Annotated in this window: 13 protein-coding genes; 7 read left to right on the top strand and 6 right to left on the bottom strand. The window is 59.2% G+C overall.

The genetic code is table 11. The features are described from left to right. Window positions 1-8 precede the first annotated feature (8 nt). Entirely contained in the window at window positions 9-1,025 is a 1,017-nt protein-coding gene (locus ABIB99_RS38005) for a methyltransferase (protein ID WP_354180799.1), read from the top strand. 72 nt (window positions 1,026-1,097) lie between these two features. Here ABIB99_RS38005 and ABIB99_RS38000 read toward each other — a convergent pair whose 3' ends face one another. Next, on the bottom strand, window positions 1,098-1,343 hold the full coding sequence (locus tag ABIB99_RS38000; protein WP_354180797.1) for a hypothetical protein: 246 nt from the start codon (window positions 1,341-1,343) through the stop codon (window positions 1,098-1,100). A gap of 129 nt (window positions 1,344-1,472) precedes the next feature. Continuing rightward, the gene (locus ABIB99_RS37995; RefSeq protein WP_014498566.1) at window positions 1,473-1,682 is read right to left on the bottom strand and encodes a hypothetical protein; all 210 of its coding nucleotides are present in this window, start codon (window positions 1,680-1,682) and stop codon (window positions 1,473-1,475) included. A gap of 298 nt (window positions 1,683-1,980) precedes the next feature. Between ABIB99_RS37995 and ABIB99_RS37990 the strand changes: the two genes are divergently transcribed. Then, window positions 1,981-2,397: an SRPBCC family protein gene (locus ABIB99_RS37990; protein WP_354180794.1), complete on the top strand. Its 417-nt coding sequence runs from the start codon at window positions 1,981-1,983 to the stop codon at window positions 2,395-2,397. 192 nt (window positions 2,398-2,589) lie between these two features. On the opposite strand, the gene ABIB99_RS37985 is transcribed toward ABIB99_RS37990, so the two are convergent. Continuing rightward, entirely contained in the window at window positions 2,590-3,963 is a 1,374-nt protein-coding gene (locus ABIB99_RS37985) for a heterodisulfide reductase-related iron-sulfur binding cluster (RefSeq protein ID WP_354180792.1), read from the bottom strand. A 530-nt stretch (window positions 3,964-4,493) separates the two neighbouring features. Here ABIB99_RS37985 and ABIB99_RS37980 point away from each other — a divergent pair. Next, entirely contained in the window at window positions 4,494-6,053 is a 1,560-nt protein-coding gene (locus ABIB99_RS37980) for a glycoside hydrolase family 17 protein (RefSeq protein WP_354180937.1), read from the top strand. 141 nt (window positions 6,054-6,194) lie between these two features. Here the strand turns inward: ABIB99_RS37980 and ABIB99_RS37975 are convergent, their stop codons facing one another. After that, window positions 6,195-6,731, bottom strand: a complete 537-nt coding sequence (locus tag ABIB99_RS37975; protein WP_354180790.1) for a hypothetical protein — start codon at window positions 6,729-6,731, stop codon at window positions 6,195-6,197. 359 nt (window positions 6,732-7,090) lie between these two features. On the opposite strand from ABIB99_RS37975, the gene ABIB99_RS37970 reads away from it, so the two are divergent. From ABIB99_RS37970 to ABIB99_RS37960, 3 genes are all read left to right on the top strand, one after another. Then, window positions 7,091-7,981, top strand: a complete 891-nt coding sequence (locus tag ABIB99_RS37970; protein WP_354180788.1) for a hypothetical protein — start codon at window positions 7,091-7,093, stop codon at window positions 7,979-7,981. A 277-nt stretch (window positions 7,982-8,258) separates the two neighbouring features. After that, complete coding sequence (locus tag ABIB99_RS37965) at window positions 8,259-9,104, top strand: hypothetical protein (protein ID WP_354180786.1); 846 nt, start codon at window positions 8,259-8,261, stop codon at window positions 9,102-9,104. A 483-nt stretch (window positions 9,105-9,587) separates the two neighbouring features. Beyond that, window positions 9,588-10,124, top strand: coding sequence for a hypothetical protein (locus ABIB99_RS37960; protein ID WP_354180784.1), 537 nt, complete (start codon window positions 9,588-9,590; stop codon window positions 10,122-10,124). Between the two features lie 173 nt (window positions 10,125-10,297). On the opposite strand, the gene ABIB99_RS37955 is transcribed toward ABIB99_RS37960, so the two are convergent. After that, complete coding sequence (locus tag ABIB99_RS37955; RefSeq protein WP_354180782.1) at window positions 10,298-11,302, bottom strand: ABC transporter substrate-binding protein; 1,005 nt, start codon at window positions 11,300-11,302, stop codon at window positions 10,298-10,300. Window positions 11,303-11,640: 338 nt separating this feature from the next. Between ABIB99_RS37955 and ABIB99_RS37950 the strand changes: the two genes are divergently transcribed. Then, a complete protein-coding gene (locus ABIB99_RS37950; RefSeq protein ID WP_354180780.1) occupies window positions 11,641-13,221 on the top strand; it encodes a winged helix-turn-helix domain-containing protein in 1,581 nt (526 codons plus the stop codon). 276 nt (window positions 13,222-13,497) lie between these two features. Here the strand turns inward: ABIB99_RS37950 and ABIB99_RS37945 are convergent, their stop codons facing one another. Then, complete coding sequence (locus ABIB99_RS37945; protein ID WP_354180778.1) at window positions 13,498-14,412, bottom strand: alpha/beta fold hydrolase; 915 nt, start codon at window positions 14,410-14,412, stop codon at window positions 13,498-13,500. Window positions 14,413-14,878: the final 466 nt, after the last annotated feature.

The following is a 14,878-nucleotide window of genomic DNA, read 5'->3' as shown; positions in this document are numbered from 1 at the left end:
GGCAACACATGAGCGGGCCGGCATCCGTGCATGATCTCGTGCAGTCGCATCGCATCACCGCGGTGATCTATGCGGCGGCGAAGCTCAATCTCGCCGAGGCCATCGGCGATGAGGCGAAATCGGTGACCGAGCTCGCCCGGCTGGTGTCCGCCGATGAAAGTGCGCTGCGCCGATTGCTCGTTGGCCTGACGACACTTGGCCTGTGCAGGCAGGCCGACCGCGACCGGTTTGCCATGACCGAGCTCGGCCGGCAGCTCGACGAGACCGCCGACCCCTCCTTCAAGGACTGGGTTCTCTTCGAGGGCGAGATGCTCGCGCAATCCTGGCTCGGACTGGTCGAATCGGTTCGCTCGGGCAAGAGCGCGGGCGAGCTGCGCGGCGATGGCGACGATCGCTATGCCGCGACGAGCAATGCGCCGGAATTCACCCGCCGCTTCAACGCCGCGATGGTCAGCCTGACGCGGAGCATCGTTCCAAGGATCGTTGCGGCCCACGACTTCGCGACCGCGCGCGTTGTCATGGACCTCGGTGGCGGCACCGGCGAATTGATCGGCGGCGTGCTCCAGCGCAACCCGCATCTTGAGGGCATCGCCTTCGATCTCGCGCGCTGCGAGGCGGGAGCGCGGGCGCATTTTGCCCGGCTTGGCATCGCCAATCGCTGCCGGTTCGTCGCCGGCAGTTTCTTCGAGAAGGTCCCGGGCGGTGCCGACACGATCCTGATGAAGAGCATCCTGCACAATTGGAAGGACGATCGTTGCGAGGTCATTCTGCGCAACTGCCGGGACGCGCTGCCGGCCAGCGGAACGTTGATCGTGATCGAGCGGATCATGCCGGAGCCTGCGACGACCGAGACCCAGGACCGCTCCTGCGCCATGAGCGACCTCAATATGCTGAGGGGACCTGGCGGCCGCGAGCGGACGGAAGCCGAGTACCGCAGGCTCGGCGTCCTGGCCGGCTTCGCCTTCGTCGGCATCAGCGGTGTCGGCTCGTTCAGCCTGGTCCAATTCCGAAAGGTCGGGCACTGACTTCCGTCCGTTGGGGCGTCAGTCGAGTCTCATCCCATCAGGCCTTGCCATCAGGCCTTGGCGCTGGTTCGATCAGCAGCCCCGGCAGACGCCGGAGATCTTGCGATCGACGTTGGCATCCTCTTGGTCGAGGAAATCCAGCGATCCCAGACTTGCCGAGGGCACGTCGGAGGCGTGGGGCTGGCGGTGACCGACCGGTGCCGTCCACGGCCTGGTGGTCGTTTCCTTTCCGGGCAGCGACGGGTGGAAAGGTTGCGCCGAAGCTGCGCCCATCGTCGATACGATCGTGACCACAATCAGCATCTTTGAGGTGATCATAGGTGTCTCCAAATGCATCCCGCCCTGCATGTGCGGTTCAGATATTCAGATTTGCATCGAAGACCTGCTATTCCCTGTCATCGCGCAGGCGTGATACCGCCGTGGTCCGGCCTTCCGGAGCGACGTTGGTCAGGCCGGCGCTTTCCTGCCGATCAGACCGAAGACGATCATGACGAGGCTGATGCCGCCGACGGCGCCCGAGACCTCTCCGACCGTGCGCATCAGGGCGGCAGGATCATTGGACCACGGCGTCATGTCCCGCATCGAGAGGAAGAACAGGACGGCGAGCACCAGCAGCACTGAGCCTACGGCAATCAATCGCCAGTTTCGCTTTCGCATGACAGACATTCCCCCGTATCGCCCACGGATGGGCGGGGCCGCTTAGGACGCAGGGAGATAGTGTCGTCGAGCCCGGGTCGGGTTCAATGGCCGCGAGCCGCATCGAAAAATGTGACCCTCATCCCCAATTTGTTCGCGGCCGCTGGTGGGTGGCCAACAGACGTTTTGACATTTTTGTGTTTTCAACGCTTTGACGGCTCGACCTTGTCGGCATGGACCAGTCTCGATCGTCCTTGGATGGACCCCGCACACGTCAGTGATGCCGTCACCTAGAAAATCGAACCAGGAGCTTATGTTCATGAGGATCACCGTTGAAACCACCGTAGCAGCCCCCATCGATCAGGTCTGGCGTGCCTATACGACACCTGCTGACATCATGGAGTGGAACGCCGCGTCCGACGACTGGCATACGACCAAGGCTACGGTCGACCTGCGGGAAGGCGGGATCTTCTCGTCGCGCATGGAAGCCAAGGACGGCAGCATGGGCTTTGACTTCGCCGGCACTTACACGACGATCGTCGAACACAAGCTGATCGAATATTCATTCGGCGATCGCAAGGCCGAAGTCGAGTTCGTGCCCGGGACGAAGGGCGTCGTCGTCCGCGTTGTCTTCGATAGCGAACCGACACACTCGGTTGAGCAGCAGCAGGGCGGCTGGCAGGCCATCCTCGACAACTTCGCGCGACACGTGCAGGCGAAGCAGAAGACGTCGTGAAGCCGTGCGGGGGCAGGAGATCGACGTCCTTGACGGGCGTCGTCGGCTTTCCGCGCAGAGCACCTGACGGAAATTGATCAGTCGAGGAATAGCCGGCTTCGGGGTCAGTCGCGTCGGTTGACCCCTCAGCCGGCGACCTCCGGTTTGCGCCGGGCTCACCGGCGCGGTGGGCCAACAGGTGACGTCAAGCTGCTACGACGGCTCCACGCCCCCGGCGCGCGTCTCCGGGGGCGCGCCACGCCTCAGGGGAAGCGGCTGGTCGCCAAGCAACACCTTCACCACCACGTCACGCGCATTGCCGGGATCAAGCGAGTGCTTTGCGATCAGGTCGCTACAGTCGGCGACGATCTGGTCGGCGTCCTGCATGATCTTGAGCTCTTTGTAGCGATCGTGCCGATGCAGGCCCATGCTTTCGCCAACCACTTCAAGGATATTTACGATACGGAATGGCCAGTCGCGCTCGTGCGCGCACAGTTCGCGATGATCGGAATGATAGACCGCGACCAGTGCATCGACACCTGCATCGCGCGCCGCCTCAAGCTCCATAAGTTGCAATTCGCGCTTGTACTTTGGAAGCGCGCCGACATCCACGCTCTGCAAACCCACCGCTGGCTGGTTCAGATCGACGAGTTCGATACCGGGTACCGCCGTCAAGATTTCAGCTGCGGATTCCACGACGCCGGCCACGCCGGGATGCCTGTGCAGCGCGACCCGCATTTCGACCCTGCGCTGAAGGTGCGGCTTGAGCTGCCCCAGCCGGTCGCCGAGAAAGCGCATGAATGGGCTCATCTCGAACGGGCGCGACCCGTGCTGTCGCTCCACCGTTGGCAGGATGGTCTCCGTGTACTGGACGTAGCACGACGGGCACCACGAGATCACTTGCCCCGAGTTCGAGTGCGACAGCTTTTCCATCGTACTCGATCCCATACGACCGGCCATCTCTGCGTCGCCGGACTTGAGCTGGAGAATGCCGCAACAATGGCTCGGTCCGCCCATCACCTGGTAACTGACGCCGAGCGCGTCCATGATATCGAGGGCAAGCAAGGCGATGTGCGGCGTCTTGAGCGCATTGCAGCCGGTGTAAAACACGAAATCCGGCGCCTCAACGGGCGTGGCGACCGACGCCGATCTCTGACCCAGTCGTTCGAGCACGTCCGCATCGAGTTGCAGGCGCGAAAGCATGTTCACGCCACGACTGCCGTCGCGGTACCTCTCGACACCCCGCCGGCGCCGTTCGGCAAGCTCATTGTCCGACTTCGCGATGCCAAGCCGCGCCATGCTCAGCAGGAAACGCGGATTGACGCCATAGCTGCACGCCTTGATGCATGCCCCGCTCCGCATGCAAGACTGCGCCCATTTGCGCGACGCTTCCGGGCCGTTGCCGGTACGGACCAGCTCGAGAATGCCGCCGATGATGTCTTCGGACTTTGTCGTCCGCGAGATGCCGGCCGGCTCGACACTCGGACAGGCCTCGACGCATTTCCCGCATCGCGTACAGGCGTCGAGCATGTCTTCGGCATATTCAGCCAGGGACGTCTCGAAGGGGATCTCGTTCATCGGCTGCATGACCAACTCCCAGGCCTGCTGGAGGATCAGCTACGTGCGGCATACGACAGCGCCGGAACCTAACCCACAATTGGCGAGCTGTACACGAGCAGGCCGCAATGGGGATTTGTCGCCTTCGGGTCAATCGCGTCTGCTACGCGCTGGGTGAGCCCGCTGCCGGCGTGCCCTTGCTACCGGACCACCCGTGACCGATCTGGGCTTCGCATTCGGGCCAACAGGCGACGTTCGTTAGCCGGCACGGCGACCGTCAGAGCAAGGCCGCTCTGCTGCCGGTCCCCGAAGGCCATCTCGGGAGATGGGGAGGATTATTTCTACCCGCCCTGCGGTAGCCCTTGAGGCCTTCGTTGGATGTTGACTCGCCTCTTGCGACACGGACGATCTGGCACCAGCTTTCACAGGTCAAGTAGGGACCGGCGGACGATGATTTCTGTTGTTGTCGGGTCACGACAACATGCCGGTTGACCGACGATCTCTACGTTGGAGGGTCAACTATTTCGCCCCGCACGCCTCTGGCGCTTCTCATCATATCCCTGGGTGCGATCGCCGCGGTGTGGTGGTGGCTGGCCATACCGATCAACCTGGCGCGCGCACCGATCGATCCGAATGCCAAACTGCAATGCATATCTTACGCGCCCTTCCGCAACAACCAAACGTCGGAGTCGCCGACACCGGTGCCGCGGGACCAGATCGCGGAAGATCTCGCCCAGCTTGCCAAAATAACCGACTGTATTCGTACCTATGCGACTGATCTTGGTCTCGATCAGATCCCCGAACTTGCGTCCAAGGTGGGGCTGAAAGTCATTCAGGGAATTTGGCTCGATAGGGACCGGCAGAAGAGCGCGACGCAGATATCCACGGGCATACGCCTCGCCCGGCAATATCCGGAGACCATCACCGCACTCGTGGTCGGCAATGAGGTTCTGTTGCATCGGAAGATGACACCTTCCGATCTTGCTGCCTTGATCCGCTCGGTCAAGGCACAGGTGCCGGTCCCCGTCACCTATTCCGACGTCTGGGAGTACTGGCTGCGCTATCGGGAACTGGGTGACGCCGTCGATTTCGTCACCCTTCATATCCTGCCATATTGGGAAAATGTCCCGGTCGCGGCGAAATCTGCCGCTGCTCACGTCGACGCCGTCCGAAAGCAGGTGGCGTCGGCGTTTCCGGGCAAGGAAATCCTGATTGGAGAAACAGGTTGGCCGAGCGAAGGGCGGATGCGCGAGTCGGCGCTACCATCGCGCACCAATCAGGCGCGGGCGATCTCGGAGGTCCTCGATCTTGCCCGGCGCGAGAAGTTCCGCGTCAACCTGTTCGAGGCGTATGACGAATTGTGGAAGCATGAGTTCGAGGGCACCGTCGGCGGATCGTGGGGCTTATTCGATTCCGCGCAGCGCACGCTGAAATATCCGCCCGGCATCCCCGTCAGCAATTATCCGCTCTGGAAACTGCAAATGAGCAGCGGGATGGCGCTGGCGATCCTGGTGTTCGGCGCTGCATGGCTGACCTCGCGCCGGAAGCCCTCGCAGCCCCGGCTCATCTCATGGTTTGCGGTCGGAATATCGGCAACCACCGCCGGAGTCTTGTTTGGGGTGGCCGCTCAAAAGATGTTCTATGAAAGCTACGGCGCGGGCAGCTGGCTTTTGTGGGGCGCACTTCTGGTGGCGGCAACTGCCTCGCCGCTGTTCGGCGCCAACGCCCTGATGTCCGGGCGCGCACCGCCCACATTTCTGGAATTGCTGGGTCCGGAGCACTACCGGACCCCATCGGGACTGGCGATCATGCACGGATTGATCTTGATCGTAACCATCGTGATCGGCACCGAGACGGCGCTGGGCCTGGTGTTTGACCCGCGCGAAAAGGATTTTCCCTTTGCGGCCCTCACTATGGCGGCGGTCCCTTTTGCGGCGATGACGCTGCTCAATCGCCCGAAGAAGGGAATCCGCCCCATGGCGGAAGCGATGTTTGCCGTCGTATTCCTGGTGGCAGCCATCTATGCGGCGCTTAGCGAAGGACCGGACAATTGGCAGTCGCTGTGGACTTGTGCTGCCTATATGCTGCTTGCGGTTACGCTGTGGCGGGCGCGCGCTTGAGAAAGCCTGGCCGGCCGACTTCCGTTGTGGGTCAATCGCGTCACTATGGCCGCGTGCCGATCTCTTCCGGTCTACCTCTGTGAACGGAAATCGTCAGACTGCACCGGCACGTCTCACACCGGCCAGAAGCGGACCCACGACCTAATCCCGAAATCCTGCCCTCGATCGCTCGCCTTCATATGCAAGCCAATCAGAGGATAATCTGTCGTATTGAGGTTTACCTATTGGAAATGAAGCGAGCCGCTGAATGCCATCTCCCATAGAATAGATCGCCACCGTGTACTCTCGGCCCCGTTGATCCGGTGTGCGGGGAATGGCGATGTACCTTCGGTGTTCGCTACGCTGGCCTAGGAAAACATCGAGCACTTGGCCGACTTCAGCTTTGCCTTTGAGAGTCTCCGTGATTCTCAGACGGGCGAACCATACATCGTTGGTACAAAGCTCGCAGTGACGGCCACCCATCCATATTACGGGTTGCTGCAAGCGAACTCTCGCAACGACGACATCCCTAGCGTCGGGAGACAAATTGTTCAGTGCCTCTACGAGATTGTCTGGCGCGCCTTCTGAAAAATACGCAATGGGCGTCTTGTTCTCCATCGCCGAGGAACGCGGCGGACCGACAATGATTGCGCTCATCATCGCAGCGACAAGAGCTAGGCTTCGCTTGACCGATTTCATCTACAGCACTGCGCACCGAATGGTTGTAGTGGCACTATAATCCAATTTTGAGAAGTTGAACAGGTTAGGTCTGCTTTGGGTCAAAATGCGAAGAACTCAAAGCGAGCAAAGTCAGTCCGCTCCACCCCACCAAGCGGACCTCAATGAAGGTGTCGCCACTTTGCTGATCGGCCAGCAACAGACATTGATCAGAGACGAAAACCCAACTTCACCAACGTCGTTGGGGGGGCGGGCTTCAGTATGCCGGAGCGCAAGCGTGAACTAGCGCACATTGGGTAGACCCGCGCGCGTGCTAAAGTGCGCTGTGCGCACCAACTAACTTCGGTTCGACAAGAACTGGACGTTTCGCGGAGTAGGCCATGGACGAAAATCGTCGAAACGCACTTTCCACGGAATACGGCGAGGTCTGCAGCAACTTTCGGACGCTGACCGACATCCGGTTCAAGTTGCTGGGCCTACTGCCGATCGCGACCGCCGTAGCCATTGCGCTCAAAGTCGACCACATTGATGGCCGGAGCTTTGTGTTCTCGTTGTTTGGCCTGATCGCAACGATCGGGCTCGTGACCTACAATACGAGAAATGACGAGTTGTATGATGAACTCGTGAGACGTGCCGCATACATTGAACGAAGCCTTGGTCTCGCGGATGGAGCATTTGCCAACCGCCCGCGCGCGTCGCTCAAGTTTCGTCTTTTCGGCATCCCATGGAAAGTCGACCACCGAGTAGGTGTCGGCACGATTTACCTTGTGTCCATCGCTGTTTGGCTTTTCCTGGTCTTGGCGTCGTTGTCGGCTTGGCTGGCTCCGGAGGCCTCGGTATTGGCTACGCTGGCCGCTTTTGGGCTAGCAGTCATTGCGACCTGGTGCGCGAGGACGTGGATCAAGCGTAAGAAGAAAGCGGTCGATGAGGAAAAGAGATCCTTGGCCATCGAGGCCGTTCAAAAGGCGTTCTCAACCGATTTGTCGCGAGGCACGGCAGACGAGGGGCTGATAGATTTGTGCTTCAAGCTCGCGGACGAGAAGGAGCGCGAAATCATCGCCAAACGGGCTCAGTTCTATGCCGGAATCGATCGCGACTCCTCAATCTATTACCCGCCGGGCGTCTCAAAGGAACAGGCTGCATGTCACTTGGTGGCGCTACTCACGGATTTGCCGCCGCGGTGGCTGTTCGATTGCGCCACAAATCGAAGAGGAGACATGCCAGAGAAAAGTCCCGTATTGTTCCCGCCCCGCGCTGACGAGGTAAGGTGATAGCGCATTGATTTCCCGCTTTGGGTCAGAAGCACCAGCCTGGACATTAGCCGACGACTTCCGGTCTAGCACCAGCTTCGGAAGTTCTCTCGCGGCGCGAAGGGCCAAGAGGTGACATTGTCCGCGAGCGGCTGGCGCCAGAACAAATGTGAGATAGTTCATATCCAGCGCGTCGCCGACGTGTTGCCATTGCGATGTTGCCGGCGAAACTTCACTTCTTTCGCCACCGTGGCCGGTGCGTATCGCGCTACGGCTCGGACTGTGCGGGAGGTGTTGAATGGTCAATATCAAAGTTCCTCTTAATCCAGTGCAGAAACGCGGCTTGTGGCCGCCCAAAGGCGGGCGCGAATATCCGGTCTTGGATACGGACGACTGGTGGAAAATTGCGGCGCGCGAGCACATAGATGCGTGGGCGTTAATCGAGTTCAATTTCCAAACGCACGTTCCTGAGGAGGTGAATTGGTATTTGCGAGAGCTCGTGGGTTGCCGCCATAGCCGTGACGGGGGGCGCAATTACGCGTTTCTCGGGGCTGACCCGAAGCTGCGCAAAATCTATCTTCCCGCTGTGCCGCCTCCGCCCCCACCTAAACCCATACCCTGGCCCGACAAACTCAAGAAGCTCCAGTACGAGGTGGAGCATTCGACCGATCCACAAAAGGAACGATTCCTCTGTATGCTCAAGGCGATGGAGAACCGCCGTGATGATCGCGTGATCTTTTGGTCCACCATAGCCCCGGGCCCCGAGTGGGTTGCTCCGCTTGGCGTTGAGGGAAGAGGGATTGGGAAAGCGTTGATCGATTCGCAGTGGCTCTATAAAAATATAAAGACTGTGCGGGATGTGGACCTTCTTCCGTATGGCGACGGGATGCCGAGAAGCGATACTTTCGTGATCAGCTTCCACAAGTATCTGTTTGAAACGGCTGCGCCTTCCATCGGAATCCTGCGCGCGGCGAACGCAGAAATCGTCAAGACGCATGTCATGTTGGATCGTTGGGCGAACCAAAGCATGGGTGGAAGTTCGTCGATGCCAACGTGTTATCGCGCAATCAAAGAATTTATTCGCTTACAGGAGCAAAGTGATTACCCGTCTGTGATCAACTGCATCGTGACAACTGGCTCGTAACCAGGTCCCTGGGCGGATGACTGCACCAATCCCCACCGCTTCAACGATTGCGGAGTCATCTGCTTCGGCGGCGTTAAGTCCACCGACACGCACCTCGCATTCGCAATTCACAACGTCAACAAAGAGATCATCGGCTGGCTGGAACCGGTGGCAAACAGCATCTCCAATTTAGTTTGATCACCTCGTCGGTGGGCCGCTGGAGATGCAACGACCCGTCGAGGTCGAGCGCTTTTTGGCGGTCTTGAAGTTGATCACAGTCAAATTTGGTCGGGGCCTGAATTGGCGGGTTGTCGCCCTTCATATTGGGTACGCTGGAACGCGACCGATGTCTCAATTGGGTCAAAATGCGAAGAACGCGGAGTGAGCAAAGTCAGTCCGCTCTACCCCATCAAGCGGACCTCAATGAAAGGCGTCGCCACTTCGCTGATGGGCCCAGAAGCGGACATTCCCGTTCGTAGCCTGAGTGTGCTAGCCTGAGGCACCATGCCCACACCTGCCGAAGCAGTAAGAACCTACATCCTGGCCAAGGACGGCAACCGACCGTTCTTGATGAGGCAGGCGTTCTCTGAAGACATTGCACTCGAAATGGTCGTCAAGACCGACGCCATTTCGTTCCCCAACACGGCTTCCGGCTTGAACGCCGTGGAAGAAATTCTGGTGCGTCGTTTTGGTGTCGAATACGAGAACATCTACACGTTCTGCCTATCCCGGCCTTCCGAGACTGACCGAACGCGCTTTCAGTGCCATTGGTTGGTGGGGATGTCCGCTAAGGCCAGCGGGCAACCGCTGCGAGTTGGATGCGGACGTTACGACTGGCATTTCGATGAGCACGGAAAAGTGGTGAGGCTGGTGATCACCATTGAAGTCATGAAAGTCTTATCGGGCGCCGAACTCGATGGCGTGATGCGCTGGCTATCTTCGCTTCCCTATCCGTGGTGCAGTCCGTCTCAGGCTCTCCTGTCATTTCCTCCGCAGAACGACCTGCGCGAGGTTGAAGCCTACTTGAAGCAGGCTCAGTAATCTCGAACTATGATTGGCCAATAGGGTTGACGTCCCGAAGTTGAAGCTCGCCGTGTCGCCTTCGGATCAATCGCGTCACTATGGCCGCGTGCCGCTCCCTTCCGGTCTGCCCCTGTGAACGGAAATCGTCAGACTGCGTGGGCATGTCACCCGCGGGCCATAACCGGACCTGTTCACTCGATGACCTTGTCGGCACTGGCCGAGAGTGCAGGAGAGACGGAAAGGCCCAGCTGCCTGGCCGTCTTCAAGTTGATGGACAGATCGAATTTGGTCACTTGGTAGAATGGAATATCGCCAGCTTTTGCTCCGCGGAAAATTGCGTCGATGTTGTTGGCCGCGCGCTTATACAATTCGACTAGATCAAAGGAGTAGGCCATTAGGCCCCCGGCTTCGACGGATTCGGTGAACGCGAAAATCGCCGGAAGTCTCGCGTCGGTCAGCAACTTGGCGATCAAAGCGCTGTTTTGAAAAGTTTCAGGGGAGTCGACCACCATGACTGCATTTGCGCCTTCGCCGGAAAGGCTCTCTACCGCTGCCCGCCAGTCATTTTCTTGAGCACCAACATCCAGTAGCGACACCGCGATAGGTAGGCCAGCCTCCTGGGCCGCTGCGGGGATAGGCGAATCCTTGACGAGCCCGCTGTATTGGATGTGAAGGGCGAGCAAGCCAAGTTTTGATATTGAAGGAAAGATTTCGCGCAGCAGTGCAATCCGCTTTCCATGAATTGATGGACCGGCGTCGATGCTGGCTCCCGTAAAATTTCCGCCCGGGCGAGCCAGACTTTCGGCAATCCCCAGTCGAACGGGGTCGGCAGTTATCGTTACGATTGGAATACGCGATGTCAGTTTTTTGAAGATGAGTGCGCCAGGACCACCGAGGAGAATGACGTCCGGGTTGCTGCTAACGATTTCCGTCGCCAAGGCCTCGAGGCCGGACGTGTTTTGCTCTCGTCCATAACTTTCGACTTCGAGGTTTTGTCCCTCGATCTGTCCCAACCGTCGCAGCTCGGCGAAGAGGGCTCGAGGATATTTTTTCCCGCTAAGCTCGTGCCAGTCCGCGCTCGGCTCTGACGGGACGAAAATAGCAAGACGTTTCTTCTTGGCGCTCTCCGCCGCCGCAGCCAGCCGCGGCAATGCTACCGCACCACAAACGGCACCGAGAAAAGCACGCCGCCTCATGTTCGCCCCCTAGCTAGAGTCTAGGTCAACGCACCTTAGCGTCTAAAAGGTCATACTGAAAATCAAAGGTGGCTCTGCGATGCCCGGGTTGGGTCAAAAGCGTCGGTTTGGCGCTCAGGGGCAAACTTCCGCTCTGCCGCCATCACCCGACATAGCTGCACCGCGTCAACGGAAGCGATGGGGCACGAGCGGAAGTGCCTAGCCGCTCCATATCGGCCGCCGTCGGTCATCCCTGAACGAACAGCTTACTTTTCTCTCGTCTCCGGCCTATTCTTGGTGTCCTTCTGCGATGAGCGCGTTTGGGAAGAAATGTGGTCTATCGGGCGGAGAAGACGGCCTTGCGCTATCTCTTCGAAGACTATGTATTGGACACGGACCAGCGCGAGCTGCGCCGCGGAGCCGAGCTGATTGCTACTGCGCCGCAAACGTTTGACTTGCTCCTATACCTTATTCGCAACAGGGAGCGGGTTGTCAGCAAGGACGACCTCCTCGGTGCGGTCTGGAGTGGCCGCATCGTCTCAGATGCCGCGCTCACGACGCGCATGAATGCAGCTCGCGGCGCAATTGGCGACACGGGCGAGAGACAGCGCCTGATCAAGACGATGCCCCGCAAGGGTTTCCGCTTCGTTGGCGCGGTGCAGGAGGCGCAAAGGCCCACAACCGTCCCCCTTGGCTATGTGGCGCAGAGCGATGATACGGCGCAGAGGTCGCTTTCACCACCTCGCCTTTCCATCGTTGTGTTGCCCTTCGTCAATCTCAGCAGCGCCCCCGAGCAGGACTACTTTGTCGATGGTGTGACCGGGAGCCTCACCACGGATTTATCACGCATCAGTGGCTCATTTGTTATCGGCCAACACACCGCGTTCACCTACAAAGGCAAATCGGTCGATGTCAGGCAGATTGGTCGTGAGTTGAATGTTCGCTACGCGCTTGAAGGCTCGGTGCAGCGTTGCGATAATCGTCTCCGGGTGAATGTTCAATTGATCGACGCCACGACGGGCAATCATTTGTGGGCCGACCGCTTCGACAAGCCCTTCGCCGATCTGCTCGATATGCAGGACGAAATCGTAGCCAGGATTGCGCGGACCTTAGACAACCAGCTCATCGTGGCCGAGGCGCGTCGCGCGGCAAGAACGTTGAATCCCGATGCCATGGATCTCTATTTCCAGGGCCGCCATTCCTGCAATAGGGGGGTGACACTCGAGAATTTGACAGAAGCTCGCAATTCTTTTGAACGGGCTCTGGCGACTGATCCGCAAAATGTCGACGCCATGAGCTGGAGCGCGTTGGTCGAGACAGTGCTTGTTGCGGCGTTCTTGAAAGATAACGATCCTCCGCATCTGGCAGCGGCAGAGACCGTGGTGCTAAAGGCGCTCCGCCTTGCTCCGGACCATGCCTGGGCTCATTTCACCTTGGCCATGGTGCTCATCTATACGAACCGGACGGCCCAAGGCGTGGCAGAGTGCGAGCGAGCCTTGGCCCTGGATCGCAATCTGGCTGACGCTCACGAGATGATGGGCCAGGCTAAATTTTATATGGGTTGCGGTGCGGATACCGAGTTCCACGTCAACGAAGCACTGCGCCTTTCCCCTCGCGATATCTCCGCCTTCCGATGGATGAATACGGCGGGCTTTGCCAAGCTGCAGATCGCAGCAGACGCTGAAGCGGCCGCTTGGTGTGCCCGAGGAATCGAGGCCAACCGAAACTATCCGCTGCTGCATTTCGGGTACGCTGCAGCGCTCGCGCTTCTTGGGAGGCTGGACGAGGCGCAAGTGGCCGCCAAAACTGGACTTGCACTTGATCCAACATTTACGATCCGTCGCGTCAGAAACGTTCCAGTGCGCGGCGACGCGAATTTCGTTGCAGGAGCCAGGCGCTTGGTTAGGGGATTGTACATCGCCGGAGTACCGGAGGGGTGATGCCGGCGATCGGTCTATCGCGTCACTATGGCCGCGTGCCGCTCTCTTCCGGTTTACCCCTGTGAACGGAAATCGTCGGAATGCACCGCCATGTCTCACACGGGCCAGGAGGCGACATTGGATGCATCGTGACCCAATCCGGCCCGGCAAGGGCCCAACCTGCGGCACTATCAGTGCGAGGCGGCGCGCGCCGGGCCGCGGCCGCCCGGAAGCGCTCGATCGTCCGGCCGAGCTCCCGGAAAACGGCATCAACGATCTTGAACGAGATGCAACAGTTCAGTGCTTTGCAATGAATGCAAGCACCGTATCATTGAAGGCTTGGGGGTTCTCAACCTCCATCTGATGAGATGCCGCCGGAATCGTTGCACGTTCGACGCTCGGCAGGCAGTGCTCCAGCATGTCGTCGACGACATGGAACACCTTAGGGCTGAGCTCCCCGTCGACGAGCAATGTTGGCGCCTTCACCTTCTGCACGTCCTCGCATGTGGTCGGCGGGAAGAGGTCTCGCGATGCGGCTTCGCCTTTCAGTTCTCGGACATTGTCCATGACGCGCTTCAGAACGGGAGGTGGGAGTTTCTCGTACGAACCATCGCCCAACACGCCGTTCACAAATCGACGCACTCCTTCTTCGTCATTCCCCTGCTTGAATGCTTCGCTCGTAGCGATTGATCTCGTGATAACGGCGCTAAGAAGAGCATCTCCTTCAGGAGTCGTTTTCAGTAGCGGCATTATAGGCGGTTCGCCCAGCGTCAGACTGCGAATGACCTCCGGGTGATCTCGTGCGACCAGGAACGCAATGAACGCCCCATACGAATGACCAACGAGATGAACCGGGGGTAGATTAAGTGCCTTGATGAATGCAGCCAGGTCTCTTGCATGTAGGGTGACGGAAAAATCCGTTGCATCTTTGGGCCATTCATTTGGATAGTGGTACCGACGACTGTACGATATCAGTCGATATCCCTTCGAGAACGCCTCAAGCTGTCCATCCCACGTGCGGTAATCCTCCAATGTGGCGTGCACCAACACCACTGGAGTTCCTTGCCCGAGTTCAATGTAATGCAGTGTGAGGCCATCAACTCCCACCTCTTTTGTTTTTATCTCCGAAGAGGACGCGCCTTTCTGCTGCGCGAACGACGGACTCGCGACGAAGAACATGGCTGCTACCGATATGAGGACGATGTGTTTCAAGAGGAGCGTTCTCGGTTGCATATGACTCTCCTGGTGTTGTGAGACCTTTCTGCTTCGGTTTCACTTACTAAGCTGTAGTCTAATCCGCGATTCTCGGCGGTAAGGTGGGACTCTAGGAGTCGGATTACGCCCTATGAATCCGGTGGTTCGGGGTTCGAGTCCCCGTGGCCTATACGCGCGATGCGGCCAGGGTGGCCGATCCGGCGGGTCTGGTGGGCAGGGCGCCGCATCGGCAAGGGGCAATGAGGTGAGCCCGCCGCTACCTATACTACCAGTTCAAACACACGCAGGGGGTGCACAAAACGTCACACCGCTCCCCAGGATCGCCTCGCGAGCGATTGCGCAGCTGATGGCTGGTCGACGTCTGCTTCGGGTCTTGGCCGTGTAAAAAGCAGTTTCACGGGAGGTCGGTTCTGAGAGTTAGGTGCCGAGGACGTTTCAGGCCGCGATCGCAGCGATTAGCCGC

The sequence above is a fragment of the Bradyrhizobium sp. LA6.1 genome (assembly GCF_040547805.1).
In the GTDB taxonomy this organism is placed as follows: Bacteria; Pseudomonadota; Alphaproteobacteria; order Rhizobiales; family Xanthobacteraceae; genus Bradyrhizobium; species Bradyrhizobium barranii.
The sequence above is the reverse complement of the archived record's forward strand: the minus strand, read 5'-3'. Positions and strand labels throughout refer to the sequence as shown.